This is a genomic window from Streptosporangium sp. NPDC049248 (genome assembly GCF_040678965.1).
Taxonomy (GTDB): Bacteria; Actinomycetota; Actinomycetes; order Streptosporangiales; family Streptosporangiaceae; genus Streptosporangium; species Streptosporangium fukuiense.
This window is the reverse complement of record NZ_JBFAQY010000010.1, coordinates 32,142-54,955: the sequence shown is the minus strand read 5'-3', so window position 1 is coordinate 54,955 and position 22,814 is coordinate 32,142. Positions and strand designations below refer to the sequence as shown.

The following is a 22,814-nucleotide window of genomic DNA, read 5'->3' as shown; positions in this document are numbered from 1 at the left end:
CGAGACGGCGGCGACACCGGCCTGGTGAGGCCGGCGCCGCCGCCGTGAGCCGGTGCCTAGTTGCCCCAGCCGAGGAGCCAGACCTGGCCTCCTGCCCCGTAGCGGTTCTTCTGCCACGGGTAGGCCCGGGAGGAGCACACGCCCGTGTAGGGGTTGTAGGAGGTGCAGAAACGCCATCCGTCCGTGACGTCCCAGACGTTCCAGCCGACGCCGTACGCCTGGATGTTCTGGCAGCCCTCGTACATGTAGGTGGGCAGGTTGGTACTTCCCGTGCAGCTCGCCGAGGTGTACGTGATCTGGGAGCCGTTGCCGCACCAGGTGTGGTAACCGACCCCGTTGAGGCCGGGAGCCCCGTACGTGGTCGTCAGATACCAGCAGCCCGACGCGAAGTTACCGGAGGTGTTGGAGAACTGCCTGGCGGGCGACAGGATGCCGCTGGCGAACTTGCCCTGGTTGGTGTCGATGATCCTGGGAGGGGTCTCCTGCTGGCGGGACATGTCGATGTACTTGTCCAGCCCCCTCCGGCGGATCTCGTCGGCGGTCAGGGCGCGCGCCGTGGGCCTGGGGGGCGGATCGACCCGCCGGACCGGGGAAGCCGGGGAGACCGGAGAGGCCGGAGAGCCGCCCGGGTAGCCCGGGTAGCCCGGGTAGCCCGGGTAGCCCGGGTAGCCCGGGGAGGCCGGGGAGGCCGGCGGGGCCGGCGGGGCGGGTGAGAAGGCTCCGAGGCTCAGGACGGCGATCGCCGCGAACGCGCAGCTGACCGTGACTCGGGCGAATCGTCGATTCAATGGCATGCGGCATGCTCCTTATCAAAACGGCGCGCCGCGGGCAGGGGTGTAGGAATTCCCGTCCACGGGGCGAGCTTGATGGCGTAGGAAATATATAAGCCCGCCTTTCCTGGAGTGCGGAATCTGGTTTCCGGCCGGGTAAACGAAAATTTCCCAGGGTAATCGGCGGACGGCCTTGCGTGCCCTCGCCGCCTGTGGTTTCGCGGGCCTGAACAGGCCATGGGGAACCCTGCGCGACGTGTAAGAAGGGAATTAAGAAGGACCGCCTTGTTTTTCCGGAAGGCGACCCGGGCGCCTTTCCGGGGAATTCCCGAGAGTAGGCGGATCCTGCCCCGCCCAGACTTCTTTCGCGGATTTACCGCCCGTTCGGGGGACGTGTCCCGACAAGCGTGCTCGGTCCGGTACCGGGGCCGGGCGTGGAAACCGGTCGTTCGCCTCCCGGGAGGCCCGTCACTCTGGCGCCCCGTCCGCCGGCCCGGCGCACCGGATCCGGGCCTCTCGTGATCGTTGGAACCGGCGTGGGAATCGGATAGGAAGGAGAGCATGACTACCGAGCAGACGTTCGTCATCGTCGGAGCGGGCCTGGCCGGAGCCAAGGCGGCGGAGGCCCTGCGCGAGGAGGGCTTCTCGGGCCGGATCACGCTGATCGGCGCCGAGACCGAGCTCCCGTACGAGCGGCCCCCGCTCTCGAAGGGCTACCTGCTCGGCAAGGAGGAGAAGGCCAAGGTCTACGTCCACGACGAGGGCTGGTACGCGGACAACTCCGTGGAACCGCTGCTCGGGCGCCAGGTGACGGACCTCGACCGGGCCGCGCACCAGGTGGAGCTGCACGACGGGCGGCGCATCCGCTACGACAGGCTGCTCCTCACTCCCGGCGCCTCACCGCGCCGCCTCGACGTGCCCGGCGCCGACCTGGACGGCGTGCACTACCTCCGCGCTCTCGACGACTCGGAGCGGTTGCGCGAGGCGATCCGCGGCGGGGGCAGGGTGGTCGTCGTGGGCGCGGGCTGGATCGGGCTGGAGACCGCCGCGGCCGCCAGGGAGTACGGCTGCGAGGTGACGGTCATCGAGCCGAGGGCGGTGCCGCTGCACGCCGCGCTCGGTCCCGAACTGGGCGCCTTCTTCGCCGACCTGCACCGGCGGCACGGCGTCGACCTGCGGCTCGGCCGCGAGGTGACCGGACTGCTGGGCTCCGGACGCGTCCACGCGGTCGCCACCGACGACGGGCGGGAGGTCGCGGCCGACGTGGTGATCGTCGGTGTCGGCGTGAACCCCAACACCGAGCTCGCCGAGCGGGCCGGCCTGGCGGTGGAGAACGGGATCGTCGTCGACGAGTCGCTCCGCACCGAGGACCCCGACGTCTACGCCGCCGGTGACGCGGCGAACGCGTTCAACCCGCTGTACGGCACCCGCATCCGGGTCGAGCACTGGGCCAACGCGCTGAACGGGGGACTGACCGCGGGCAGGGCCATGCTCGGCCGGCCGGTCGTCCATGACCGGCCGCCCTACTTCTTTACCGACCAGTACGACGTCGGCATGGAGTTCTCCGGCTGGTTCGCGCCCGGCGGGTACGACTCCGTGGTCGTCCGCGGAGATCTGCAGTCGGGCGCCTTCCACGCCTTCTGGCTCGCCGGCGGGCGCGTCGTGGCGGGGATGCACGTCAACCAGTGGGACGAGGGCATCGCACCGGCCCAGGACCTGATCCGCAGCGGTGTGACCGTCCGCCCGGAGCGGCTCGCCGACCTCTCCGTACCGCTGAGCGACGTCACGAAGGGCTGACGCACGGCCTCGCCCCCGGCACGGGAACCGGAACGCCCGCCCGCCCGTCCACGGATAAGGAACCGCCCCATGGGAAGAGGATCCGCAGGAGGCGAGTATGACCCCCACCGAAAACGTGACCGTAGAGACACACGGCCGGCAGGAGTCGCTCGCGCTGGCCAGGACGGTCTGCGACCTCTACCAGGCGGTGTTCTCACTGCCTCCCTTCAACGGGAACCGCGCGGAGTTCGCCAACCAGCGCTCCTACTTTCCCAACCTGGCCGACCGGCCTGGATTCCGGTTGACCACCGCGCGCTCCGGCCCCGAGTTCGTCGGATTCGGGTACGGGTACCTGCTGCCCGCCGACGCCCGCTGGTGGACCGGGCTGGCCGAACCGGTCGATGAGGAGTTCGCGACCGAGACCGGGACCAGGACGTTCGCCATCATCGACTACGGGGTGCTGCCCGGCTGGCGTGGCCTCGGGGTCGGGCATCGGATCCATGACGAGCTGATCGCCGGATCCGGTGCCGAGCGGGCGACACTGTCGGTGCAGCCCAGGGCCGCGCGGACCCAGGCGATCTACCGGCGGTGGGGATGGCGGAAGGTGTCCCACAAGCTGGTGGACCCGCCGATCCCCGCCCCGGTCTTCGACATCCTGGTGCTGGAGAAAATGCCCACGGCACGCCGCCGGTGAATCGACTCGTCAGGCGATTCGTCAGGCGATGAGCTGGAGGGCGTGCAGCTTCTCGTCCAGGGCGGCCACCTGGCGGGTCCTCGCCCACGGGTTCAGCGCCTCGCGGACCTCCACCACCGAGCGGGCCAGCCGCGGCGAGGTGTTCCGGCAGGTGAGGCGGGCGGCCTCGCCGATATGCTCGCATGCCTCGTCGATGGCACGCAGCCGTAGATGCCCGCGCGCCAGATCCAGGCGGCTGAACGCCAGGTTGCGGACGAACGTCGGGTCGATCCGGGCCAGGGAGCGGGCGGCCATCTCGACGGCGGCCTGGGCGTCGCCCATGTCCAGCAGACACTTGGTCTTGGTCGACAGATACTGCCCGTCGCCGTAGAAGTAGAGCAGCTTACCGCCCACGTCCTCGGTACCCGCGTGGCCGAGCTCGCGGAGGGCCCGGTCCAGGCTCCTCATGCACCGGGCGTGGTCCTTGTGGCGATCGGTCTTGGCCGAGCGGCGCAACACCGCCGAGTAGGCGCGGGCGCCGACGTCGCAGGCGTACGACACCAGCAGCTTGCTACCGGCCCGCTGCCCCCAGGCCAGCGCCCCCAGCGCGTGCTCGACACCCTGGCGGGGATCACCCTGCCAGGTCGCCAGCTGCGACCAGTTGGCCAGGACGAAGCTGTTCATCGCGTCGTTGTCGGCCCGGTGCGCGGCCGACTTGGCCTGCTCGTAGTAGTAGTTCGCCCCGTTGAAGTCGTTGAGGTTGAACAGCACCCAGGCGGTGAACCTGCAGATGTTGGCCAGCAGGTACAGCAACCTCTCGCGCACCTCGTCCGTCGACGCGGCCGGGATCAGCGACCGCACCAGGTGCTGCTGGGCCAGCACGGTCCCCAGCACCGACTGGGGGCCGAGACTGTCCTCCTGCCGCATGCAGTGGTGCAGCACCGCGTCGATGTGGTCGACCGTCGCCTGGTCCACCCGGGACGGCTCGGCGGCGATCAGCGCGAGCCGGTCGAGCTCGTCGTCGTTCAGCCGGTCCAGCAGCGGAGAGGCCGCCGCCGCGGCCGCCGCGGCCCTGACCAGGGCCAGTACGTCACGCCGGTTCATGGACGCCGCCCACTGGGCGAGAGCCCGTACGAGGGCGTCGTACTCCTCCTCACGGGTGGCCCCGACCGGCGCGGGCCCGGCGGGCAGGGCCGGCAGGGTCGCCAGCACCCCCTGGATGTCCTCGCGGCAGAGGCTGCCCGCGGCTCCCGCGGCCACCAGTTCCCGTCCTCGGAGCCGGACGGCCGGGGCGTTGTGCTCGTCGGCATCGCGGTGGTCTTCACCGTCGACCAGATCGGCGGTGCGGCACTGATAGATACGGGCCAGCCGGTTCAGACCGGCGATCGGCGGCTCGTTGCCGGTGGGGCCGGGCCAAGCCTCCCACGACCCGAGCTTGCGGGTCGTCAGTGGCTCGTTCGGCCAGTACTCGTTCCATAGATGGCAGACCTTGGCTTGTGTGAGTCGATGCGCCTCCCGGAAGCCCTGACGGGAGTTCAGGTGCCAACGTCGCTGGAACTCCGCTGCGACCTCCGCCCACGTGCAACCACGCTCGCGGAGTTCAGCGCTGAAGATGTCCATCTGCTGCTTGACGCTGCGCGGTGCACGTGGCATCGGCTCGGCCTCTCCCGGCGGTTCCTCCGGTGGTGATTCTTCGGGCCGAACGTTACTGGCCGATCACGTTCGGTGACGGCAGAGTGCAGAAATCAGCGACCAGATCGCCGATCCCTGCCGCGGCACCGTCGTGCGGGGCGAATCGACATCCGACAGCGACGAACAGACATGGTCTCGTCGCCTGTTTCCGGCACGCTCCGCACAGGAGGGTGGAGACAACGCCGGAGCCGTCGGATTCGCGTGATCTCATGGCTCGGGCGGGGCGTCCCTATCTGCGCCGGGGACGTGTGACCGAATCTCCGTTGAACCTCCCTGGAGCCATCACATGACCGTGCTCCCCGTCGAACGGCCGGGACCGATGCACTCACCGTTTCACCCTGATCTGGGCGCCCCCGACGAGCTGTCCCTGGACGCGGCCGAGCTGCGGCTGGCGGCGCAACCGGCCGCCGCGTCCCAGGCCCGCGACTTCACCCGTACGCAGCTGCGCAGGTGGGGTCTGCGGGAGCTTTCCGATGTCTGCGTGCTGGTCGTCTCGGAGATGACCACCAACGCCATCAAGGCCACCGCCGTCCCGCACACCCCCGACGGCTACGCCTGCCCGCACCCCTCGGCCCCCTGCGCCTGCTCGCAGGCCGCCGGCCCGTACCCGATCGTGCTGCGGCTGCGCCTCACCACCGTGGGCCTGTTCGCGGAGGTCTGGGACAGCAGCGACGGCGAGCCCCAGATCACCGAGGCGGGGGAGGACGACGAGAGCGGCCGGGGCCTGCAGCTCGTCGGCGTCTGCACCGACGAGTGGGGCCACTACCGGTCACCGGCCAGCGGGAAGGTCGTCTTCGGCCGCTGGGCTCTGCCGTTCGCTCGGCACGGCCTGGACGTGGTGCCCCGGCAGCCGTCCGCGTACTCCCGGATCCGTACGGCACGTACGTGATCCCCCGCTCCGCGACGAGCCGGGACTTCGCGGCTCGTCCTGCTTCCCCGGCAGCCGGCTGGACGCCGTTGCTCCCAGCCTGTTCTGCCGGCTCGTCTTACCAAGGTCTGCTCGGTAGGCGGTGAATCAACCGAGCCGGTGTCGACAGGCAAGGGCCGTGACGGGTGCCGGCCCATGCCTGCGAAAGAGAGCCGAACGGCTTTCGCGACACCGCCGGATTCGACCGTCGACGATCCGGCGTCGAGACTGCGGGGAGCACGACGACCGGCCGCTTACCGCCCCCCACCTGAGTGGTGCAGAACCTGGAGGCCGGGCAGCGCTGTGTCCAGGCGACGCGCCCGATGCCGAGCGGGTCCTCCGTGTACTCGGTGCTGGGGCTCACGGTCACCAGGGCACCGGCCGCTTCGGCTGCTGGATCCTGCCGCCCTCCTGGCGCCGCGGCCGTACGCGTACCCCTGCCTCCGCGTGACGCGTGGGTGATCCCGGAGCGGCCGACACGCCGTGTTCGGCGACGGGGCCGGCACACCGTTGTGCCGGCCCAGGGGGAGGCCGGACGGATCCCCGCGAGACACCGGGCCGCACGTCCCAGAGAACGCTTGCTCTGGATCTTGTCACGCTTCGGTAGCGATTTCCTTTTCTGTTGGATTATTTCCGGCCATGTCGCCATATTGGCGAAGGAATTTTTGACAAGCGGAGGTATGAGTGAAACGCGTCGTCTTTATCGCTACTGTGGCCGCTCTGGCCGCGGCCACAGTGACGACTCCGGCGCAGGCACGGCAGCCAAGTGCTGAAACCGGCCCGAACACCGAGTACGTGGTCCTCTACCGGCAGGGCGTGAGCGCCGTCGACGCCCGGCGGGCCATCCAGGCCGCGGGGGGAAGCCTTCTCAAGGAGAACGGCGCCGTCGGCGTCGCCACCGTCACCTCGACCAACCCCGGCTTCACGGCCGCGCTCCAGGGCAGCGACCCGATCGAGGGCGTCGCCCGCAACCGGTCCGTCGGCAGCGTCCCCAAAGCCGTCCCCGCGACCGGCGCGGCGCGCGGGGCCGTCGAGGCCAGGGCGGCGGAGAAGGAGGGGCGCGACGCGCCCGGCGGCACCAAGGCCGTCAAGCCGGGCAAGGCGGCCCCCGCCGCCGAGCCGCTGTCGGAGCTGCAGTGGGACATGAAGCAGATCCACGCCACCGTCGACGGCTCCCACAGTCGCGAGCAGGGCGACCCCGGCGTGCTGGTCGCCATCCTCGACACCGGCGTCGACGGGTCCCACCCCGACATCGCGCCGAACTTCAACCACGAGCTGAGCCGCAACTTCACCGTGGACATCCCCTACGACGCCGACGGCAACGAGGTCGACGGGCCGTGCGAGGAGGACCCCGACGGTTCCTGCGAGGACCCCGCGGACGTCGACGAGGACGGCCACGGCACCCACGTGGCCTCGGCGCTGGCCTCCCCGATCAACGGGCTCGGCATCGCGGGCGTGGCGCCCAAGGTCTCGATCGTCAACCTGAGGGTCGGCTCGGACATCGGCTACTTCTTCTTGCAGCCGGCCGTCGACGCGCTGACCTACGCGGGTGACGTCGGCATCGACGTGGCCAACATGAGCTTCTACATCGACCCGTGGCTGTCCAACTGCGCCGACAACCCGGCCGACTCCCCGGCCGAGCGCCTGGAGCAGGCCACGGTCAAGAAGGCCATGCAGCGGGCGCTCGACTACGCCCACGCGAGGGGGGTGACCCTGGTGGCCGGCGCCGGAAACGAGGGCGCCGACATCACCAAGGACTACGTCGACACCTCCAGCCCCAACTACGTCCGGGTGCCCGGCGAGCGGCCCCACCCGCGCACGATCTCGTCGAACTGCTCCATCATGCCTGCCCAGGGCAACCACGTGATCACGGTCTCCGGGACCGGCGTCAGCGGCCGCAAGGCGTACGGCTCCAACTACGGCGACGGCTTCATCGACCTGGCCGCCCCCGGTGGCGACAGCTTCGACACCCCCGACAACAGGAGTGACATCACCAAGGCGACGCTGGCGGCCTACCCCCAGGCGCTCGCCGAGGCGCGGGGCGAGCTCAACCCCGACGGCACGCCCAACGTCAAGTACCTGGTCCGCGACTGCCAGGGCGGCGTCTGCGCCTACTACGAGTACCTTCAGGGCACCTCGATGGCGGCCCCGCGCGCCGCGGGCGTGGCCGCGCTGATCGTAGGCAAGTACGGTGTGCGCGACCGGGTGCACGGTGGCAAGACGCTCAACCCCACCGTCGTGGAGACGATCCTCAAGGCGTCGGCCACCAGGCCGGGCTGCCCCACCCCGCCCGCGTACACCTACACGCGACACCTGTCGAACGGCAACACGGTCGTCACGACCCACCTGTGCGAGGGAAACAAGCTCCGCAACGGCTTCTACGGCTACGGCGTCGTGGACGCCCTCAGGGCCGTCCGCTGACCTGACGGCGCCCCCGGCTCCCTCCGATCGGCCGGACTCGCCACGAGACCCCGCTCTCCGTACAGGGCGGGGTCTCGCGCTTCGCGGAGACCGGACCTCGAGGTCAAGGTCGGCGAGCACGAACGGTTCGTGATCTGCCATAACCCCGAGACGGCCGTCCCTACCGAGGACGAGAAGATCGAGGTCAGTTGCAGAGACTGATGTACCACACCGGCTTGAAATCTATTATTTCGAAATAGCCCGGAGGGGTCGACTGAATCTCAGCGTGTCGCTGGTTAAGGTACTTCACGGTGACGTTCTGATTGTTGTACACCAAACTGTTGCGGTCGCCATTGACGCCCCAATTGGTCAGGGCGTACTCGGTGCACCTGTAGAACTGGAATCCAATGTTCTGATTACCGCTCCCCACCTGAGTGGTGCAGAATCTGGACGCCGGGCAGCGCTGTGTCCAGGCGACGCGCCCGATGCCGAGCGGGTCCTCCGTGTACTCGGCGCTGGGACTCACGGTCACCAAGGCGCCGGCCGCTTCGGCCTCTGTGCTCTCGTTCGATGCCTGCGGCGTAACAGTCGGCGTGCCGTCAGTGCCCGCTGCGACCTGGATGACGTCGGTGCGGAGTGGAGCGTCGTCCAGTACCGCGGCGTTGGTGGTGGTCCCCGTCGACAGCAGTCCCACCGCGACGAGTGCGGCCACGGCGGTTACCCGCCTGATGAGCGTCGCCTTCATGGACCTTCCCTTTCCACGGTCGTACCAGTGGCGGATCTCGCCACGAAACGACCCTCGCAAGGCACGTTTCAGCGAACAAGATCCCGGAGCGGGAAGGTCTGGAATATTGGGAACCTTGTCCTTCCTTGGCTGCCCGGATCCGGTCAGCGAAGGAAGGCATCGGGGAGGGACGGCCATGAACTCGGCGGCGCTTCCGAACGCCCGCCCCGTCACCCCCACACCCGGTCACTTATGACGAGCCGGGAAACGGTGGAGTCGGGGCGCCGCTGTATGCAAGGTCCGGCTTCGAGGTTCCGCGAGCCGGGCGGTTCTCGCGACAGGGCTTGGTTCGACGCCGGTTCAGTGGCCGCCGGTGAGTTCTCCGCTGAGGGTGTCGTGCATCCTGGCGCTGTGCGGGTTGAGGCCGATGATCTCGACCGTCTTGCCGCGGGTCTCGTACTTGGTGGTGACGGCGTCCAGGGCCGCGACGGAGGAGGCGTCCCAGATGTGCGCGCCGGTCAGGTCGATGACCACCCTGTCGGGGTCGCCCGAGTAGTCGAACTGATGGATCAAGTCGTTGGTGGAGGCGAAGAACAACTCCCCGGTGACGGAGTAGACGACCTGGTGGCCCGCTGGGTCGGTGACGGCGGTGACATTGACCAGGTGGGCGACGCGCCTGGCGAAGATGACCATAGCGGTGAGGGAGCCGAGGACCACGCCGATGGCCAGGTTGTGGGTGGCGATCACGGCCGCGACGGTGACGACCATGACGGTGATCTCACCGGCGGGCATCCGCCTGAGGGTGGCGGGGGCGATGGAGCGCCAGTCGAAGGTGCCGAAGGCGACCAGGACCATCACCGCGACCAGTGCGGCCATCGGGATCCGGGAGACGAGCGGCCCGAAGGCGATGCACAGCACCATCAGGAAAACCCCGGCCAGGAACGTCGACAGCCGAGTGCGGGCCCCGTTCTTCACATTGATCATGGTCTGGCCGATCATGGCGCAGCCGCCCATGCCGCCGAACAGGCCGGTGACGATGTTGGCGACGCCCTGCCCGATCGATTCGCGGGTCTTGCTTGAGCGGGTGTCGGTGAGGTCGTCGACGAGCTTGGCGGTCATCAACGACTCCATCAGCCCGACCAGCGCCATCGCCAGCGCGTACGGGGCGATCAGCTTCAGGGTGTCCAGGGTGAACGGCACGTCGGGCAGGCCCGGGACCGGCAGCGAGGAGGGCAGCACGCCCCGGTCGCCCACGGTCGGCACCGCGATCCCGGCGGCCACCGTGATGACGGTCAGGATGACGATCGACACCAACGGCGCCGGAACCGCCTTGGTGATTCTCGGGAAGAACACCATCAGGGCCAGGCCACCGGCGACCAGGGGGTAGACGGCCCAGGGGACGTCCCGCATCTCCGGGATCTGCGCGGCGAAGATGAGGATGGCCAGCGCGTTGACGAACCCGACCATCACCGAGCGCGGCACGAACCGCATCAGCTTGGCCACTCCCAGGGAGCCCAGGACCACCTGGATGACGCCGGCGAGGATGACCGCGGCGACCAGGTGACCCAGGCCGTGTTCCCGGTTGAGCGGAGCGATGACCAGGGCGACGGCACCGGTCGCCGCGGAGATCATCGCCGGGCGACCGCCGACGACGGCGATCGTGACGGCCATGGTGAAGCAGGCGAACAGCCCGACCGAGGGGTCGACCCCGGCGATGACGGAGAACGAGATCGCCTCGGGGATCAGCGCCAGGGCCACCACCAGGCCGGCCAGCACCTCGGTGCGCGCGACCTTCGGAGACAGCCAGGATGGCCGGAAACCGCGCAGTCGCGCGACCGGGGACAGCGGGGAAGTCTGCAAGGGGAGATGAACCTGTCGTGCTCGGGCGCGTCCCCGTCGATACGGGAACGCGCGGGGGAAAAACGCGCGGGAGACCGGGGCGGCCACCTGCGGATCGCCCACGACAGCGGCGGGCGGAAGTCGTCACGGAGCCGAGGGCCGACTCAGCCTGGGCGAAGGATCACGGGCGAGGTGTCACGGCGGGCAGGCGGCGCGGCCTGGCATCATGGCTGTGCGCACGCTCTCTCCCACTGGGTATCGGTGGTCTTCGCCTGGGACGTCATCTGGAATGTGACCGTCCGCGGGCACGGCCGGGTTCACACCCGCATCGGTGAGCAGACGGCGCCACGGGGCCGTTCTCCACGCACGCTGACTCTACCCGGTGGGGCCGGGCGGAGAACCGGCCGGGCATCCGCAGGTGAGATGGCGTGCAGGCCACCCCCGTCGCTGTCGCACGAGTCCGTACGGCAGCGCGACCCACATCGCGTCCGCCGAACACCTCCAGCGGCGGTTCGGGGAGGTCCAGCCGGGTCCGGCATGCCGTCGACGAGCGTGCGCGGACCGGGCGTAGGACGTGGTCGTGCGGGGTCACCAGCCGGACTGTCGAATGGCGCATGAAGCTTTTCGGCCTGGCGCGGTAAGTACAGGTGACCGCATACGCCAGGAAAGGCCAATATGCATGATAATCACCCGCGAAGTCGTCGAGAGCGATGACGCGACCCTCATCGAGAGGTCGCTGAACGAGCCGGAGAGCTTCGCCGTCCTGTTCGACCGGCATGCGCCGCTGCTGCACCGCTACGTGACCAGGCGACTGGGACCCGGCGAGGCGGAGGACGTCGTGGCCGACACCTTTCTGGCCGCCTTCCAACGCCGGGGCGATTATGACCGGGGCCGCCCCGACGCCCGCCCGTGGCTGTACGGCATCGCCTCCAACGTGATCGGCAAACGGCGGCGCACCGAGAGGAGCCTCTACCAGGCGTACATCCGCAGCGGCGTGCATCCGGCGGAGATACCGGGCTCGCAGGTCGAGGACGGGGTCAACACCCTGGCCGTCAACCGGCCGCTGGCGCGGGCCCTGCTGGGGCTCAAACGGGCCGATCGCGACGTGCTGCTGCTCGTCGCCTGGGCCGAACTGAGCTACCAGGAGGTCGCCGACGCGCTGGCCGTCCCCCTGGGCACCGTCGCCTCGCGGCTCAACCGGGCCCGTACCCAGATCCGCCAAGCCCTGGAACAAGGAGAATGACGATGGACGAACTGAAGACCATGTGGGAGACCGTTCCACCGGCCACCCCGGAGGATCTCGCCGGAGCGAGGCGGCGGCTACTGAACGGGATGCACACCCGGCGGCGCGTCGTCACCGCTCCCCGGCTGCTGGTGGCGGCCGGTGTCGCGGCGGTGACCGCCGTCACACCGCTGATCGTCGGAACCGGGACCCCCGCGTACGCGGTGACCAGGAGCCCCGACGGCACGATCACGATGACCGTCAACGAACTGCGCGACCCCACGGGACTGCAGGCCAAGCTGGGCGAGGCCGGGATCAAGGCCGACGTGGCGTTTCTGGCCCCGAACACGCGGTGCGCGGACGGCCGGTTCAGCAGCGTGGACGCGGCCTACAACGGGCAGCCCGTCACCGATCCGGACGAGTTGCGTTCGCTCATGAACGAGTGGCGCTCGCCCAAGGTCACCCGGCCGATCTCCGTACGTGAGATCCAGATCTTCCCGGATTACATCGATCCCGGCGAGACGCTCGTGCTGGAGTTCCGCGAGGAGAACGAGGGCGCGGAGGCGCCCTGGCGACTCGGCGCCTGGCTGGCCCAGGCGGGCACATCCGTGAGGCCGTGCACACCCATCGAGGACGCCGGCTAGTCACGCGACCGGCCGGACAAGTCCGCCGTCCCGCACCCACGGGCGCAGCTTTTCCGGATTGCGGACCGCCCAGATCCGGGTGACGCGGCCGTCGGCGACATCGAACGAGGCCACGGTCATGACGACGCCGGCACGCTGGGCCACCAGGCCCGGCACACCGTTGACCGACCGCTCCAGGAGTTCGAACCCCGGAGCCCTGTCGGCGATGGCGACCATGTACCGGGCGATACGCGCACCGCCTTCGATCGGACGTAGGACGGTATCGACCATGCCGCCGCCGTCGGCGGTCATCACGGCGGCCGGGGCGAGGAGGTCGACAAGGGCCGCGATGTCCCTGGTCTCCCATGCCTTTTTGACATGCCGCACCGCGTCGGCCTGCCCGGCCGCCGTCACCGGAGCTCGCGCGACGCGCACCCGCCGCCGGGCGGAGGCCGCGAGCTGCTTGCAGGCCGCAGGGGTCCGGCCGAGGATGCCGGCGATCTCGGCGAAGGGGTACCGGAAGACGTCGTGCAGGACGAACGCCACCCGCTCGGCGGGTGTCATCGACTCCAGGACGACGAGGAAGGCCATGTTCACCGATTCGTCCAGGATCATTTGGTCGGCGGGGTCGGTGCCATGGCCGTGGTCCCACTCGGTGCGGTCGGGCAGCGGATCGGGCAACCACGCGCCGACATAGCGTTCACGCCGGGCCCGCGCCGAGCCGAGCACGTCCAGGCAGATGCGGCCGGTCACCGTCGTCAGCCAGGCGCCGGGGGAGACGATCTCGTCCTGCCGACTTCGTGGCAGCGCGTACCAGCGCGCGTAGGCCTCCTGTACGGCGTCCTCGGACTCGGCCAGTGAACCGAGCAGCCGGTAGGCGACATTGATCAGTTGGCGTCGCTCACCGGCCATCTCGTCGGCGCTCGTCCCAGCCGTCCCCATGCTCCCGGCCGCCTCCTCGCCTTACCTTTCGCAGGCCCGCGTCGTCGGACCGGTGAGACCTTATCGACCTACTGCCCCCGGGCGGAAAAGGGGACCGTGGCATGGCGACCCAGGCGACGGCACAGCGCCGCTTCTCGTTTCTGCAGATCGCGATCACCCTGCAGACCCTGACCATCTTCCTGCAAGCGGTCTCCGCCGGACTGCTGCTGACCTCGCCCTACGGAGAGACGCTGCACAGTGTCGGAGCCCGCGTGATGTACGGGGCGTCGGTGCTGTACGTGCTCGCGGCGGTGCTGGCGTGGAAGCCGGGCGGCGGCTCGCCCCGGCCCATCTGGCACGCGTCCGGCTTCCTTGTCCTCGCCTCGGTCCAGGTCGTGCTCGGCATCGCGCACATACCGTTGGTCCATCTCCCTCTGGGCGTCCTGATGTTCGGACTGAGCGTGCTGGCGCTGGCGCGACGCTGAAGTCCGATCGTCGGCGGCGTTCTCAACCGGCGCGCAGGCCCCGGTCGGCGAAGGCGATCAGCCACTCGAAGCTCTCGTCGATGTCGGCGCTCCACTGGAAGCCGTTGGACGCCTGTAACGTGGCGAAGCCGTGCCAGAGGCTGCGGAGCATGCGCAGGGCGTGGTCCATGTCGGACTCGGCGATCCGGTAGCCGCGCAGGACCGCCGTGAACGCGCCGAGCAGCCGCCGGCCCGCGACGGCCAGCGGATCGTCCGGGCCGGACGGTTCGATGCCGATCGTCGCGGCGTACCGGCCGGGGTGCTCCAGGACGAAGGCGCGGAAGGCGCGCGCCGCGGCCGCCAGGGCGTCGCGGCCCGCGTACCCCTGGATCGCGCCGCCGACGGCGTCGGCGGCCTCGTTCAGCGCCAAGGCCGCGATGCGCCGGTTGAGGTCCTCCTGGCCGTTCACGTGCTTGTACAGGGACGGGGTACGCACGCCCACCCGCTCGGCCAGCAGACCCATCGTCAGGTTGGCGAGGCCCACCTCGTCGGCGAGGGCGGCACCGGCCGCGACCACGGCCGCCGGGTCCAGGCCGACCCTAGGCACGAGCGGCGTCCGATCGGAGGAAGGAGAGCACGAGCGAGCCCACCTGGTCGGGGAACTGGTCGTGCGGGTAGTGCCCGGCGCCCTCGATCATCTCAAGGCGACCGAGGCCGGACGGCAGGGCGTCGACGATCGCCGAACCCTCGGCGTGCGGGTCGGCCCAGTCGGGGTCGAGCGTGCCCATCACGACCAGGACCGGGCAGCGGACGTCGCCGAGCCGCGCGCCGGCGTCGGTCGGGGCGCTGCGGCCCATGCCCTGCATGGCCTTCATCCGGCCCGGCTCGCGCATCAGGGAGTCGACGCGGCCGAGCCGCTCGGCCCAGCCGGCCGGTTTCACACCGGGGTAGGCCACGTCGAGGTACGAGCGCCAGAGCGGCACGCTGCCGAACACGGCCGTGCCGAGCAGTCGCAGCATGCCCTGCCGGAAGCGCCGCACCCGCAGGTCGCCGAGGCGGATCGACTGCTTGCGGGTGAACGGTGCCAGCTCGACGACCGCGGTGACCAGCGAGGGCTCCCGCGCCGCGGCGATGGTGGCGGCGCCGCCGGAGAATGAGTGGCCGACGAGCACGGCCGGGCCGCCCAGGTGGCGGATCACGGCGAGCAGGTCGCCGGCGACGTCGGCGCGGCTCCAGGACGGCCAGTCGACGCTGGACTCACCGCAGCCGCGCAGGTCGACCGCGGTGACCCGATAACCCGCCGCCACCAGCGGCGGGATCACCGCACGGTACGCGGCGCGGCTGTCGCCCATGCCGTGGGCGAGGATGACGAGCGGGCCGGACCCCGCCACCTCGTAAGCGATCGTGCCGCCGTCGACGGCAAGGTAGTCGGTCACGACATCCCCCAGGTTTGGCTAACTCTGTTAGCTAAAAGCTAATACAATTAGCCAAACCTGTCAACGGCGAGATCCCGGCACGGCCACCGACGCTCGAAGCGACGCCGGTGTGGACCACGAGGACGAGGCCGTACGCCTGACTAGCGGCCGATCTTGTCCAGCTCGGCGAGCTCCTCGTCGGAGAGCGAGAGGCCGGCGCCGGCGACGTTCTCGCGCAGGTGCGCCACCGACGAGGTGCCGGGAATCAGCAGGATGTTCGGCGACCGGCGCAGCAACCAGGCCAGGGCGACGGACATCGGCGTCGCGTCCAACCGGGCGGCCACGGCCGACAGCGCCGAGGACTGCAGCGGGCTGAAACCGCCGAGCGGGAAGAAGGGCACGTAGGCGATGCCCTCTTCGGCGAGCTCGTCGACCAGCTCGTCGTCTTGGCGGTAGGCGAGGTTGTACATGTTCTGCACGCACACGATCGGCGCGATCGCCCGAGCCTCGGCGACCTGTTCCGCCGTCGCGTTGCTGACTCCGAGATGGCGGATCAGGCCTTGCCGCTGGAGTTCGACGAGCGTCTCGAAGGGCTCGGCGAGCGAGCCGGGTTGGGGTCCCTGGGCGTCGCCGAGCCGGAGATTGACCAGGTCGAGCACCTCAAGGCCGAGGATTTCAAGGTTCTCGTGGACGGCGCGGCGCAGGTCTTCGGGCCGTCGGGCCGGGGGCCAGCCGCCGTGTTCGTCGCGGGTCGCGCCGACCTTGGTCACGATGTGCAGCGATTCGGGGTAGGGGTGCAGCGCTTCACGGATCAGCCGGTTGGTGACGCGCGGTCCGTAGGCGTCGGCGGTGTCGATATGGGTGATTCCGAGGTCGACGACCTCGCGGAGGACCGCGAGTGCGCTGTCGTGGTCGGCGGGCGGGCCCATGACCCCGGGGCCGGCGAGCTGCATGGCGCCGTAGCCGAACCGGGTGACGGTCAGGTCGCCCAGGGTCCAGGTGCCGCCGGGAAGCGAAGTGGAGAGCGTGCTCATGCCTCTGTCTTTCGTGTTGAGCTGGGTGGTGGTGCATAACGGCTCGTTGCATCAGTCTGGGGAGGTAACTTCCTGACAGGAAGTAGGCACTTCGGAGTGCGTAAGGTACCCGCGGGTTAGAGGAGCGGTCGATGGCGACGACGACGGCGGCCCAGAAGAGGGCACAGGCCAAGGCGGAATACGACGCTTTCCTGGCGGCGTGTCCCAGCCGCAAGCTGCTCGACCGGATCTCCGACAAATGGGTCACTCTGGTCCTGGCCGCGCTGGGCAGCGACGGCTCGCATCGGTTCGGCGCCGACTGCGCCGGTGAGCCCCGGTCGATGCGCTACTCGGAGCTGGCCCGCCTGCTGGCCGGCGTCAGTCAGAAGATGCTCACTCAGACGCTGCGCTCCTTGGAACGTGACGGCCTGATCACCCGCACCGCGACGCCGACCGTGCCCGTCACGGTCTCCTACGAGCTGACCGACCTCGGTCTCTCGCTGCACCAGATGATGCGCGGCCTCAAGGGCTGGGCCGAGACGCACATGGACGATGTGCTCGCCAACCGCGCGACGTACGACACCCGCACCACCTGAAGCAAGGAGCGGAGACGTCGTATCGTCGATTCGAAGTCCGGGAGTCGCGGGTGAGGTGGTGCGCAGACCACCTCCCGTCGCTATCGCACGAGTCCGTGCAGCAACGCGATCCACATCGCGTCCGCCTCGGCGGCCTGCCACCGGCCACTCTCGCCGACGGACGTTTTTTCCGGTGCGCGCTCGGTACGGCGGATGAACCCCAACCCGTCCACCTGGCACAGCTCATAAGAGGTCGGGCCGCAGTCACAGGTCCGTCTGAGAACTCGTACCTTCTCGTCCCCTCGTGACGGACCCCAGGTCAGGGCCTCGCAGTGGGATCGCGGGGGAAGCGGGTGAGGGCTCAGGCAGCGGGGCGGGCAGTCCCAGCGGACCATGTGGTCACCGTCCGGCCAGTTGGAACCAGACGACCCGTCCGGCCGAGGTCTCGTACCAGCCCCAGTCCGAGGACAGTTGCTGAACGAGCCAGAGGCCGCGTCCGCCGCCGCTGTCGGGATCGGCGTCCGGGCAGACCCGGGGTCGCTGTCCGGCGCTGGATCCGGCGTCGATGACGTCGATATGGAGCGTTCCATTATGGTGCGCGACGGCTATGGTGATCCGGCCGTCGGGGGTACGGCCGGAGTCGGAGTGACGCACCGAGTTGGTGACCAGCTCGCTGAGCAGGAGCAGCGCGTCGTCGGCGCACGGGTGACCCACACCGTCGAGCAGGTCACGGACGTAGCTACGAGCCTGCGGGACGGAGGCGACCTGCACGGGGAGTTCGACCTGCCCGAGCAGCCCGAGCGTGCTCATCGTGCCACCCGTGCGATCCGCCCGAGCCGCTCCCGAGCCTGCGCCCTGCTCCGAACGCCCCGACTCCCGCTCCGCTTCCAGTTCTGACTCCGGCTACAGGTGAAGACCGGAGCGCGGCCACGCTGCCGCCCGGCCGTGGACCCGCGTTGTCCCGGAGCCAGAAGGATCTCCATGCTCGGCGGCCGGCCGGTCGGGAACCGGACCACGGAGTCGACCCCCAGCTCACTCAACTCCCAGGCCAGCTCCACGAGCCACCCAGCCCGCTCTTGAGGTTCACGCACCCTCATCTCCCCGCCACCCCTTTTCGATTTGAAGTTGTTCGGCCGAAAGTTACCGATTGCTCTCCATGAGCAAGTCGTCACTCTGGGTGTTCAGTCTGTATGACCGTTGCTCTGTCGGCAATAAGAATCGAAATGAACATCGTGCATGTTGATGAATGAAGATCACTTCGACAGACTGTGATAGGTCGGTCACGGAGAGGAGTGTCATGGGTGCTCAGCGAAGCCCATCGGTTCGCAGACGTCGCCTTGCGGCAGAACTGCAACGCCTCCGGAAGGAGGCGGGGCTGACGCGTGACCAGGCGGCCGAGCATGTGGGGTGTTCGCCCGTCACCATCACGCGGATTGAATCGGCCACGAGTGCGGCCACGGTTGCCCTTGTGGCCATGATGCTTGATCTCTATGGGGTCACCGGCGAACGCAGAGAAGCGCTCATGCAACTCGCCCGCGATGCCCGCAGGCGCGGGTGGTGGTACAAGGTGTCCGAGGCGATCCCAGAATGGGTCCAGAGCTACGTCGGCCTGGAGGAAGAGGCGGCGACCTTCCGGGAATACCAGTCGGAGTTCGTGTCCGGATTGCTCCAGACCGAAGGTTACGCGCGAGCCGTCATGAGATCCGCGCCCGTGCTGCCACCGGTTGAAGAGATGGAGCTACGCCTCTCAATTCGGATGAAGCGACAGGAAAGAGTGCTGGAGCGATCCGATCCGCCCATGATGTGGTGCATCCTCAACGAGGCGGTCATCCGCAGACCGGTCGGGGGAGCCCAGACCATGCAGGATCAACTCCAGCGATTGATCCAACTCTCCGAGAGGAGCCATGTCACACTCCAGGTCCTGCCTTTTTCGGCTGGTGTTCACCCCGCGATGGATGGCGGATTCACCGTTCTAAATTTCCATAAGATGTCCGATCCAGAAACTGTTTATGTTGAATATTGGCAGGGAAGCGTCTATTTGGAGGATTCGCGAGAGGTGGACGCATATGTCCTGCTCTTCGAGCATCTGCGCGCACGAGCCCTCGAACCAGACCAGACCCGCAGCTTGATCGAGCAGGCTATCCGGGATATGCGAGTGGATGGAGAAGCATGCCCATGATCGATCTCTCCCAAGTGGTCTGGCGTAAGTCCAGCCAGAGCAACGCCAACGGCGGCCAGTGCGTCGAGATCGGCGTCTGGCGCAAGATCTCCCTCAGCGGTGGGAACGGCGGCAGTTGTGTGGAAGTCGCACTCGCCAGCAGCCCTCAAGCCGAGCCTGAACGCAGAACAGATGCTGACTGTCTCTTCCTGGTCCGTGACTCCAAGGACCCCGGCGGCCCGGTGCTGGCCTTCACTTCCGCCGAGTGGGATGCCTTCCTCGCAAGCATCAAGGGCGGCCATCTCGCGAACCTGGCTTGACATCTTGAGTGGTCACTCCTCGCCGCTGCAATGAGACCGGTCTGGAGGGAATGGGAGCGGCGTGCCGGGAGCCGTGATCGTTGTAGTGAGATACGAGTACCGCTGTGCACCGGCCGGAGGGGGAGCGGTGTAGACGCAGCAGGCGCCCCGGTCGCGGTGAGCCTGGCGAACCGCTGCCGCAACGAGACTGTTCGATAACCGGGGTGGAATCCACTCGTTCGGCATTGACGACCCCTCGGAGTCCTGCCGAGGCTGATGTCATCTACCCGTGCCCGGCCGACGACTGCGGCCCGCAGCCGCTTTGGCCGATGTGTGACCCGCGTCGATAAGTCGCGGCACCAGGATGCGCCCGTGCAGATCACCGACCAGTCGATGATCTGCACACTGAGGCTGTCGACGAGGGAACGCTGGGCCAGGGTGTGGGACGGAGATCGCGCGAACCGCGTCCATCGCATGGGGGATGTCCGGCGAGCCGGGAGCAAGGACGCACTCCTGGCCGGGCGCGTGCTCGAAGAGGTGAAGATGCCGGTCGGCTACACCCCGGCTTGATGACCTGGCCGTGATTACAGCAGGTCCCCGTCTCCGTCGGAGTGCCTCGTGCTTCCAGACTGTCACCCGTGTGGACGGCACTGACGAACGCCTCCGGCAGCCGTGGCATCCAATCTCTTTCGTCGGTACATGGCACTGAAAGGCAACATCATTGCGCCGATGGGCAACTATGTAAGATCTTTCATTTTTCATTTCGGGAAGTGCGGCCGGTGGGGATTCTGAGAACAATATTCGGGTTCGGTAATCTTTATGGCATGATTCGTCTGATAGGTCCGAGAAGGGTCGTCAAAGATCTCGAACAGTTCGTCGATATTCGGGGCCGAATGCTGATTCGACGGTTACTCTGAATGGCATCGGCATCAACGGAATCTGCTGTTTATCGGCGCATCCCTGGCCGATATGGCAAAGTGTCCAACCGGTATCGATAAGTAGGGGTGGACCGTCCGAGGGATATCGGCGCTGAGGCTGCCCTTCGCCTGTCCGTACGAAGAGCTAGCGTTTGATGGCCGAGGTCAAGTGAACCCTTCCCCCTCTCGGAGTATGGTCGCGGAGAGCGACAGGTCTCCCGGCCTGGTTTCAGGGGTCGGGCGGAACCGTGTCCCGAATCGCGACCGGCTCTACGAAATCGACGCACTCCGGATCGCCGCGGCCGTCTCCGTGGCGATATACCACTATGTCTTCTCCGGGTACGCGGGCGGTGCGATTCAGGTCGCTTTTCCGGCGGGGAGTGAGCTCGCCAGGTTCGGTTACCTGGGCGTTGACATGTTCTTCTTGATCAGCGGTTTCGTCGTGCTGCTCAGTGCCTGGAACCGTCGTCCGGGGGCCTTTCTGGTGTCCCGGATCGTCCGTCTCTATCCGGCCTTCTGGGTCGCGGTGACGATTACCGCGCTGGTCTCCGTCACGCTGAGCATGGGCAGGTACCCCGTCACGCTCGTGCAGTATCTGGCCAATCTGACGATGTTCAATTCGTTGCCCGACATTCCCAACATCGACGTCGTCTACTGGACGCTGTGGGCCGAGATCAGGTTCTACGCGCTCGTCCTCGTGCTCGCCTGGATCGGCATCACCCGAAGCCGGGTCGTCGGGGTGCTGTGGGGCTGGTTGGCGCTGACCTTCCTGCTGCAGAGCGGGGTGCTTCCCGCCCCGGTCCATTCGGTGGCCGACCTGGTGGTGCAGTCGCAGTTCTCGCACTACTTCATCGCGGGCATGGCCCTGTGCCTGGTCTACCGGTTCGGCCTGTCGGCGCAGCTCGCCGCGATCGTGCTGATCTCTTTCGGCAACGCCGTCTACCGGGGTATCGAGTTCGCCGGCAAGGTGGGCACCCGCTACCGCACCGAGATCGAGAGCTCCGTCGTCGTCGCCGTCATCGTCGCGATCTTCATTGTGCTGTTCCTCGTCTCGCTCCGCGTCACCCGGCGGCTCGGCCGCCCCTGGTTCGCCGTCGCCGGAGCCCTGACCTACCCGCTGTACCTGATCCACGCGCACGTCGGCTTCATCGTCTTCGACCGGCTCGGCGGGATCGTGCAGCGGTACGTGCTGCTGGTCGGCATGGTGGCGCTGATGTGCCTGGCGGCCTACGTCATCCACATCCTGGTCGAACGCCCGCTGGCGCCCCTGCTGAAACGGCTTCTCACCCTGGCGGTTCGGCCGGATCTCAGGGCCGCCGGGTGGAGGCGCGGCTGATCAGGTGCCAGGAGACGTCAGTGCCGGCGGGGTGGCCGAGGGCGGTGCGGGCGCAGTGGGCGCCCTGGTCGCGGAGGGACTGGGCGATCGTGGTGAGCCCGGCGGGGGTGGCCGCGTCGGAGTCGTCCCAGCCGCTGAGGGTGAGGTCGCCGGGGACGCTCAGGCCCAGCCGGGCGGCGGTGCGCAGCGCGCCGAGGGCCAGCTCGTCGCTCATCGCGGCGATCGCGTCGCAGGCGTACGGGCCGGTGAGCAGTTCGGCCGCGAGGGCTTCGGCCTCGTGCGCGCTGTTGGTGGAGCAGACGGCGACCAGGACCTGTGACCAGTCGCCGCCGGTGGAGGCCCAGGCGTCGCGGTAGCCGCGCAGGCGCTGCCGGGTGACCCGGAAGGTCGAGGCGTCGGGGTCGACTCCAGGGGACGCGCCGTCCGGGGCGGCTTCTGGGGAGCCCTGGGTGCCGAAGGCGATCTGGGAGATCCGGCCGCGGTCGAGAGGGAAGCTCAGCACTCCCGGACGTCGTGCCCCCGCGAAGACCTCGCGGCCCACCGCCGTGGCGGCGGCGCGGTCGTCGGCGGCCACGAAGGACAGGCCCTCGCGGAGCGGGCCGCCGTGGATCACGGCGGGCAGGCCGGTGGCGACGATGGCGTCGATGACGGGGTCGTCGTCGGCGGTCGTCCAGACCACGAAGGCGTCGACGGCCGCCTCGGTGACCCGGTCGACGTCGGAGGAGGCTCCGGTGACCGGGACGAGCGTCAGGGCCATGCCGTGGTCGGCGCAGACCTGGGCGACGCCGGACAGGAAGCGGGTCGCCTGCGGGTCGTCGAAGGCGTAGGTGAGGTGCTCGCCGAGGACGACGCCCAGGTTGCCGGTGCGGCCTCGGCGCAGTGACCGCGCGCCGGGGTGCGGGCCCGGATAACCGAGGCGTTCGGCGGCCTCGCGGACCCTGGCCCGCGCCTCGTCGGAGACCCGTCCTGGCCGGCCGTAGGCGTACGAGACGGTCATCACGGACACTCCTGCCGCGCGGGCGACCTCCGCCATGGTCACCCGGCGTCGTGCCGTCCGTCCGCTCATGGGCCGAGGATATCTGTGTATCGA

22 protein-coding genes are annotated in these 22,814 nt (G+C 68.7%); 12 read left to right on the top strand and 10 right to left on the bottom strand.

Going from position 1 to position 22,814, the window contains the following annotated elements:
• Positions 1-56: 56 nt before the first annotated feature.
• Positions 57-794, bottom strand: a complete 738-nt coding sequence (locus AB0K21_RS19865) for a hypothetical protein (RefSeq protein WP_364151748.1) — start codon at positions 792-794, stop codon at positions 57-59.
• 537 nt (positions 795-1,331) lie between these two features.
• Between AB0K21_RS19865 and AB0K21_RS19860 the strand changes: the two genes are divergently transcribed.
• Both AB0K21_RS19860 and AB0K21_RS19855 read left to right on the top strand, forming a co-directional pair.
• On the top strand, positions 1,332-2,567 hold the full coding sequence (locus AB0K21_RS19860; RefSeq protein WP_343965478.1) for an FAD-dependent oxidoreductase: 1,236 nt from the start codon (positions 1,332-1,334) through the stop codon (positions 2,565-2,567).
• A gap of 97 nt (positions 2,568-2,664) precedes the next feature.
• On the top strand, positions 2,665-3,240 hold the full coding sequence (locus AB0K21_RS19855) for a GNAT family N-acetyltransferase (RefSeq protein ID WP_343965480.1): 576 nt from the start codon (positions 2,665-2,667) through the stop codon (positions 3,238-3,240).
• A gap of 21 nt (positions 3,241-3,261) precedes the next feature.
• Here AB0K21_RS19855 and AB0K21_RS19850 read toward each other — a convergent pair whose 3' ends face one another.
• Complete coding sequence (locus tag AB0K21_RS19850; RefSeq protein WP_343965482.1) at positions 3,262-4,872, bottom strand: hypothetical protein; 1,611 nt, start codon at positions 4,870-4,872, stop codon at positions 3,262-3,264.
• 325 nt (positions 4,873-5,197) lie between these two features.
• Here AB0K21_RS19850 and AB0K21_RS19845 point away from each other — a divergent pair, with 325 nt between their 5' ends.
• Both AB0K21_RS19845 and AB0K21_RS19840 read left to right on the top strand, forming a co-directional pair.
• Positions 5,198-5,800, top strand: a complete 603-nt coding sequence (locus AB0K21_RS19845) for an ATP-binding protein (protein WP_364151743.1) — start codon at positions 5,198-5,200, stop codon at positions 5,798-5,800.
• Positions 5,801-6,529: 729 nt separating this feature from the next.
• Entirely contained in the window at positions 6,530-8,239 is a 1,710-nt protein-coding gene (locus AB0K21_RS19840) for a S8 family serine peptidase (protein ID WP_343965486.1), read from the top strand.
• Between the two features lie 184 nt (positions 8,240-8,423).
• On the opposite strand, the gene AB0K21_RS19835 is transcribed toward AB0K21_RS19840, so the two are convergent.
• A complete protein-coding gene (locus AB0K21_RS19835; RefSeq protein WP_343965489.1) occupies positions 8,424-8,963 on the bottom strand; it encodes a hypothetical protein in 540 nt (179 codons plus the stop codon).
• Positions 8,964-9,302: 339 nt separating this feature from the next.
• Positions 9,303-10,769 carry a SulP family inorganic anion transporter gene (locus AB0K21_RS19830; protein ID WP_343965539.1) on the bottom strand — a complete coding sequence of 489 codons (1,467 nt, stop codon included), beginning with the start codon at positions 10,767-10,769 and terminating at the stop codon, positions 9,303-9,305.
• Between the two features lie 691 nt (positions 10,770-11,460).
• Between AB0K21_RS19830 and AB0K21_RS19825 the strand changes: the two genes are divergently transcribed.
• Entirely contained in the window at positions 11,461-12,024 is a 564-nt protein-coding gene (locus AB0K21_RS19825) for an RNA polymerase sigma factor (protein WP_364151739.1), read from the top strand.
• A gap of 2 nt (positions 12,025-12,026) precedes the next feature.
• A complete protein-coding gene (locus AB0K21_RS19820) occupies positions 12,027-12,647 on the top strand; it encodes a hypothetical protein (protein ID WP_364151736.1) in 621 nt (206 codons plus the stop codon).
• On the opposite strand, the gene sigJ is transcribed toward AB0K21_RS19820, so the two are convergent.
• Positions 12,648-13,568 carry an RNA polymerase sigma factor SigJ gene (sigJ, locus tag AB0K21_RS19815; protein WP_364151734.1) on the bottom strand — a complete coding sequence of 307 codons (921 nt, stop codon included), beginning with the start codon at positions 13,566-13,568 and terminating at the stop codon, positions 12,648-12,650. It lies immediately after the preceding gene.
• A 101-nt stretch (positions 13,569-13,669) separates the two neighbouring features.
• On the opposite strand from sigJ, the gene AB0K21_RS19810 reads away from it, so the two are divergent.
• Complete coding sequence (locus tag AB0K21_RS19810) at positions 13,670-14,032, top strand: hypothetical protein (RefSeq protein ID WP_364151731.1); 363 nt, start codon at positions 13,670-13,672, stop codon at positions 14,030-14,032.
• Between the two features lie 22 nt (positions 14,033-14,054).
• Here AB0K21_RS19810 and AB0K21_RS19805 read toward each other — a convergent pair whose 3' ends face one another.
• The 3 genes from AB0K21_RS19805 to AB0K21_RS19795 all read right to left on the bottom strand — a co-directional run bounded on the left by AB0K21_RS19805 (position 14,055) and on the right by AB0K21_RS19795 (position 16,460).
• On the bottom strand, positions 14,055-14,618 hold the full coding sequence (locus AB0K21_RS19805) for a TetR-like C-terminal domain-containing protein (protein WP_364151728.1): 564 nt from the start codon (positions 14,616-14,618) through the stop codon (positions 14,055-14,057).
• Positions 14,611-15,447 (bottom strand): alpha/beta hydrolase, encoded by an 837-nt coding sequence (locus AB0K21_RS19800; RefSeq protein WP_364151725.1) that lies wholly within the window; start codon positions 15,445-15,447, stop codon positions 14,611-14,613. Before AB0K21_RS19800 ends, AB0K21_RS19805 begins: the two co-directional genes overlap by 8 nt.
• A 140-nt stretch (positions 15,448-15,587) precedes the next feature.
• The gene (locus tag AB0K21_RS19795; RefSeq protein ID WP_364151722.1) at positions 15,588-16,460 is read right to left on the bottom strand and encodes an aldo/keto reductase family oxidoreductase; all 873 of its coding nucleotides are present in this window, start codon (positions 16,458-16,460) and stop codon (positions 15,588-15,590) included.
• A gap of 131 nt (positions 16,461-16,591) precedes the next feature.
• On the opposite strand from AB0K21_RS19795, the gene AB0K21_RS19790 reads away from it, so the two are divergent.
• Positions 16,592-17,035: a helix-turn-helix domain-containing protein gene (locus tag AB0K21_RS19790; protein WP_364151719.1), complete on the top strand. Its 444-nt coding sequence runs from the start codon at positions 16,592-16,594 to the stop codon at positions 17,033-17,035.
• Between the two features lie 378 nt (positions 17,036-17,413).
• On the opposite strand, the gene AB0K21_RS19785 is transcribed toward AB0K21_RS19790, so the two are convergent.
• A complete protein-coding gene (locus AB0K21_RS19785; RefSeq protein WP_364151716.1) occupies positions 17,414-17,824 on the bottom strand; it encodes an ATP-binding protein in 411 nt (136 codons plus the stop codon).
• A 487-nt stretch (positions 17,825-18,311) separates the two neighbouring features.
• Here AB0K21_RS19785 and AB0K21_RS19780 point away from each other — a divergent pair, with 487 nt between their 5' ends.
• The 4 genes from AB0K21_RS19780 to AB0K21_RS19765 all read left to right on the top strand — a co-directional run bounded on the left by AB0K21_RS19780 (position 18,312) and on the right by AB0K21_RS19765 (position 21,724).
• Positions 18,312-19,193 carry a helix-turn-helix transcriptional regulator gene (locus AB0K21_RS19780; protein ID WP_364151713.1) on the top strand — a complete coding sequence of 294 codons (882 nt, stop codon included), beginning with the start codon at positions 18,312-18,314 and terminating at the stop codon, positions 19,191-19,193.
• Positions 19,190-19,492: a DUF397 domain-containing protein gene (locus AB0K21_RS19775; protein ID WP_364151710.1), complete on the top strand. Its 303-nt coding sequence runs from the start codon at positions 19,190-19,192 to the stop codon at positions 19,490-19,492. Before AB0K21_RS19780 ends, AB0K21_RS19775 begins: the two co-directional genes overlap by 4 nt.
• A gap of 351 nt (positions 19,493-19,843) precedes the next feature.
• The gene (locus AB0K21_RS19770) at positions 19,844-20,041 is read left to right on the top strand and encodes a hypothetical protein (protein ID WP_364151707.1); all 198 of its coding nucleotides are present in this window, start codon (positions 19,844-19,846) and stop codon (positions 20,039-20,041) included.
• Between the two features lie 540 nt (positions 20,042-20,581).
• Positions 20,582-21,724, top strand: coding sequence for an acyltransferase (locus tag AB0K21_RS19765; RefSeq protein WP_364151704.1), 1,143 nt, complete (start codon positions 20,582-20,584; stop codon positions 21,722-21,724).
• Here the strand turns inward: AB0K21_RS19765 and AB0K21_RS19760 are convergent.
• Positions 21,696-22,790 carry a LacI family DNA-binding transcriptional regulator gene (locus AB0K21_RS19760; RefSeq protein WP_364151701.1) on the bottom strand — a complete coding sequence of 365 codons (1,095 nt, stop codon included), beginning with the start codon at positions 22,788-22,790 and terminating at the stop codon, positions 21,696-21,698. The genes AB0K21_RS19765 and AB0K21_RS19760 overlap by 29 nt on opposite strands.
• Positions 22,791-22,814 lie beyond the last annotated feature (24 nt).

Excerpts from the sequence above, each read along its gene's own strand:
- AB0K21_RS19865 (WP_364151748.1), bottom strand. The coding sequence starts at position 794 with ATGCCATTGAATCGACGATTCGCCCGAGTCACGGTCAGCTGCGCGTTC.
- AB0K21_RS19860 (WP_343965478.1), top strand. The coding sequence starts at position 1,332 with ATGACTACCGAGCAGACGTTCGTCATCGTCGGAGCGGGCCTGGCCGGA.
- AB0K21_RS19855 (WP_343965480.1), top strand. The coding sequence starts at position 2,665 with ATGACCCCCACCGAAAACGTGACCGTAGAGACACACGGCCGGCAGGAG.
- AB0K21_RS19850 (WP_343965482.1), bottom strand. The coding sequence starts at position 4,872 with ATGCCACGTGCACCGCGCAGCGTCAAGCAGCAGATGGACATCTTCAGC.
- AB0K21_RS19845 (WP_364151743.1), top strand. The coding sequence starts at position 5,198 with ATGACCGTGCTCCCCGTCGAACGGCCGGGACCGATGCACTCACCGTTT.
- AB0K21_RS19835 (WP_343965489.1), bottom strand. The coding sequence starts at position 8,963 with ATGAAGGCGACGCTCATCAGGCGGGTAACCGCCGTGGCCGCACTCGTC.
- AB0K21_RS19825 (WP_364151739.1), top strand. The coding sequence starts at position 11,461 with ATGATAATCACCCGCGAAGTCGTCGAGAGCGATGACGCGACCCTCATC.
- AB0K21_RS19820 (WP_364151736.1), top strand. The coding sequence starts at position 12,027 with ATGGACGAACTGAAGACCATGTGGGAGACCGTTCCACCGGCCACCCCG.
- sigJ (WP_364151734.1), bottom strand. The coding sequence starts at position 13,568 with ATGGGGACGGCTGGGACGAGCGCCGACGAGATGGCCGGTGAGCGACGC.
- AB0K21_RS19810 (WP_364151731.1), top strand. The coding sequence starts at position 13,670 with ATGGCGACCCAGGCGACGGCACAGCGCCGCTTCTCGTTTCTGCAGATC.
- AB0K21_RS19795 (WP_364151722.1), bottom strand. The coding sequence starts at position 16,460 with ATGAGCACGCTCTCCACTTCGCTTCCCGGCGGCACCTGGACCCTGGGC.
- AB0K21_RS19790 (WP_364151719.1), top strand. The coding sequence starts at position 16,592 with ATGGCGACGACGACGGCGGCCCAGAAGAGGGCACAGGCCAAGGCGGAA.
- AB0K21_RS19785 (WP_364151716.1), bottom strand. The coding sequence starts at position 17,824 with ATGAGCACGCTCGGGCTGCTCGGGCAGGTCGAACTCCCCGTGCAGGTC.
- AB0K21_RS19780 (WP_364151713.1), top strand. The coding sequence starts at position 18,312 with ATGGGTGCTCAGCGAAGCCCATCGGTTCGCAGACGTCGCCTTGCGGCA.
- AB0K21_RS19775 (WP_364151710.1), top strand. The coding sequence starts at position 19,190 with ATGATCGATCTCTCCCAAGTGGTCTGGCGTAAGTCCAGCCAGAGCAAC.
- AB0K21_RS19765 (WP_364151704.1), top strand. The coding sequence starts at position 20,582 with ATGGTCGCGGAGAGCGACAGGTCTCCCGGCCTGGTTTCAGGGGTCGGG.
- AB0K21_RS19760 (WP_364151701.1), bottom strand. The coding sequence starts at position 22,790 with ATGAGCGGACGGACGGCACGACGCCGGGTGACCATGGCGGAGGTCGCC.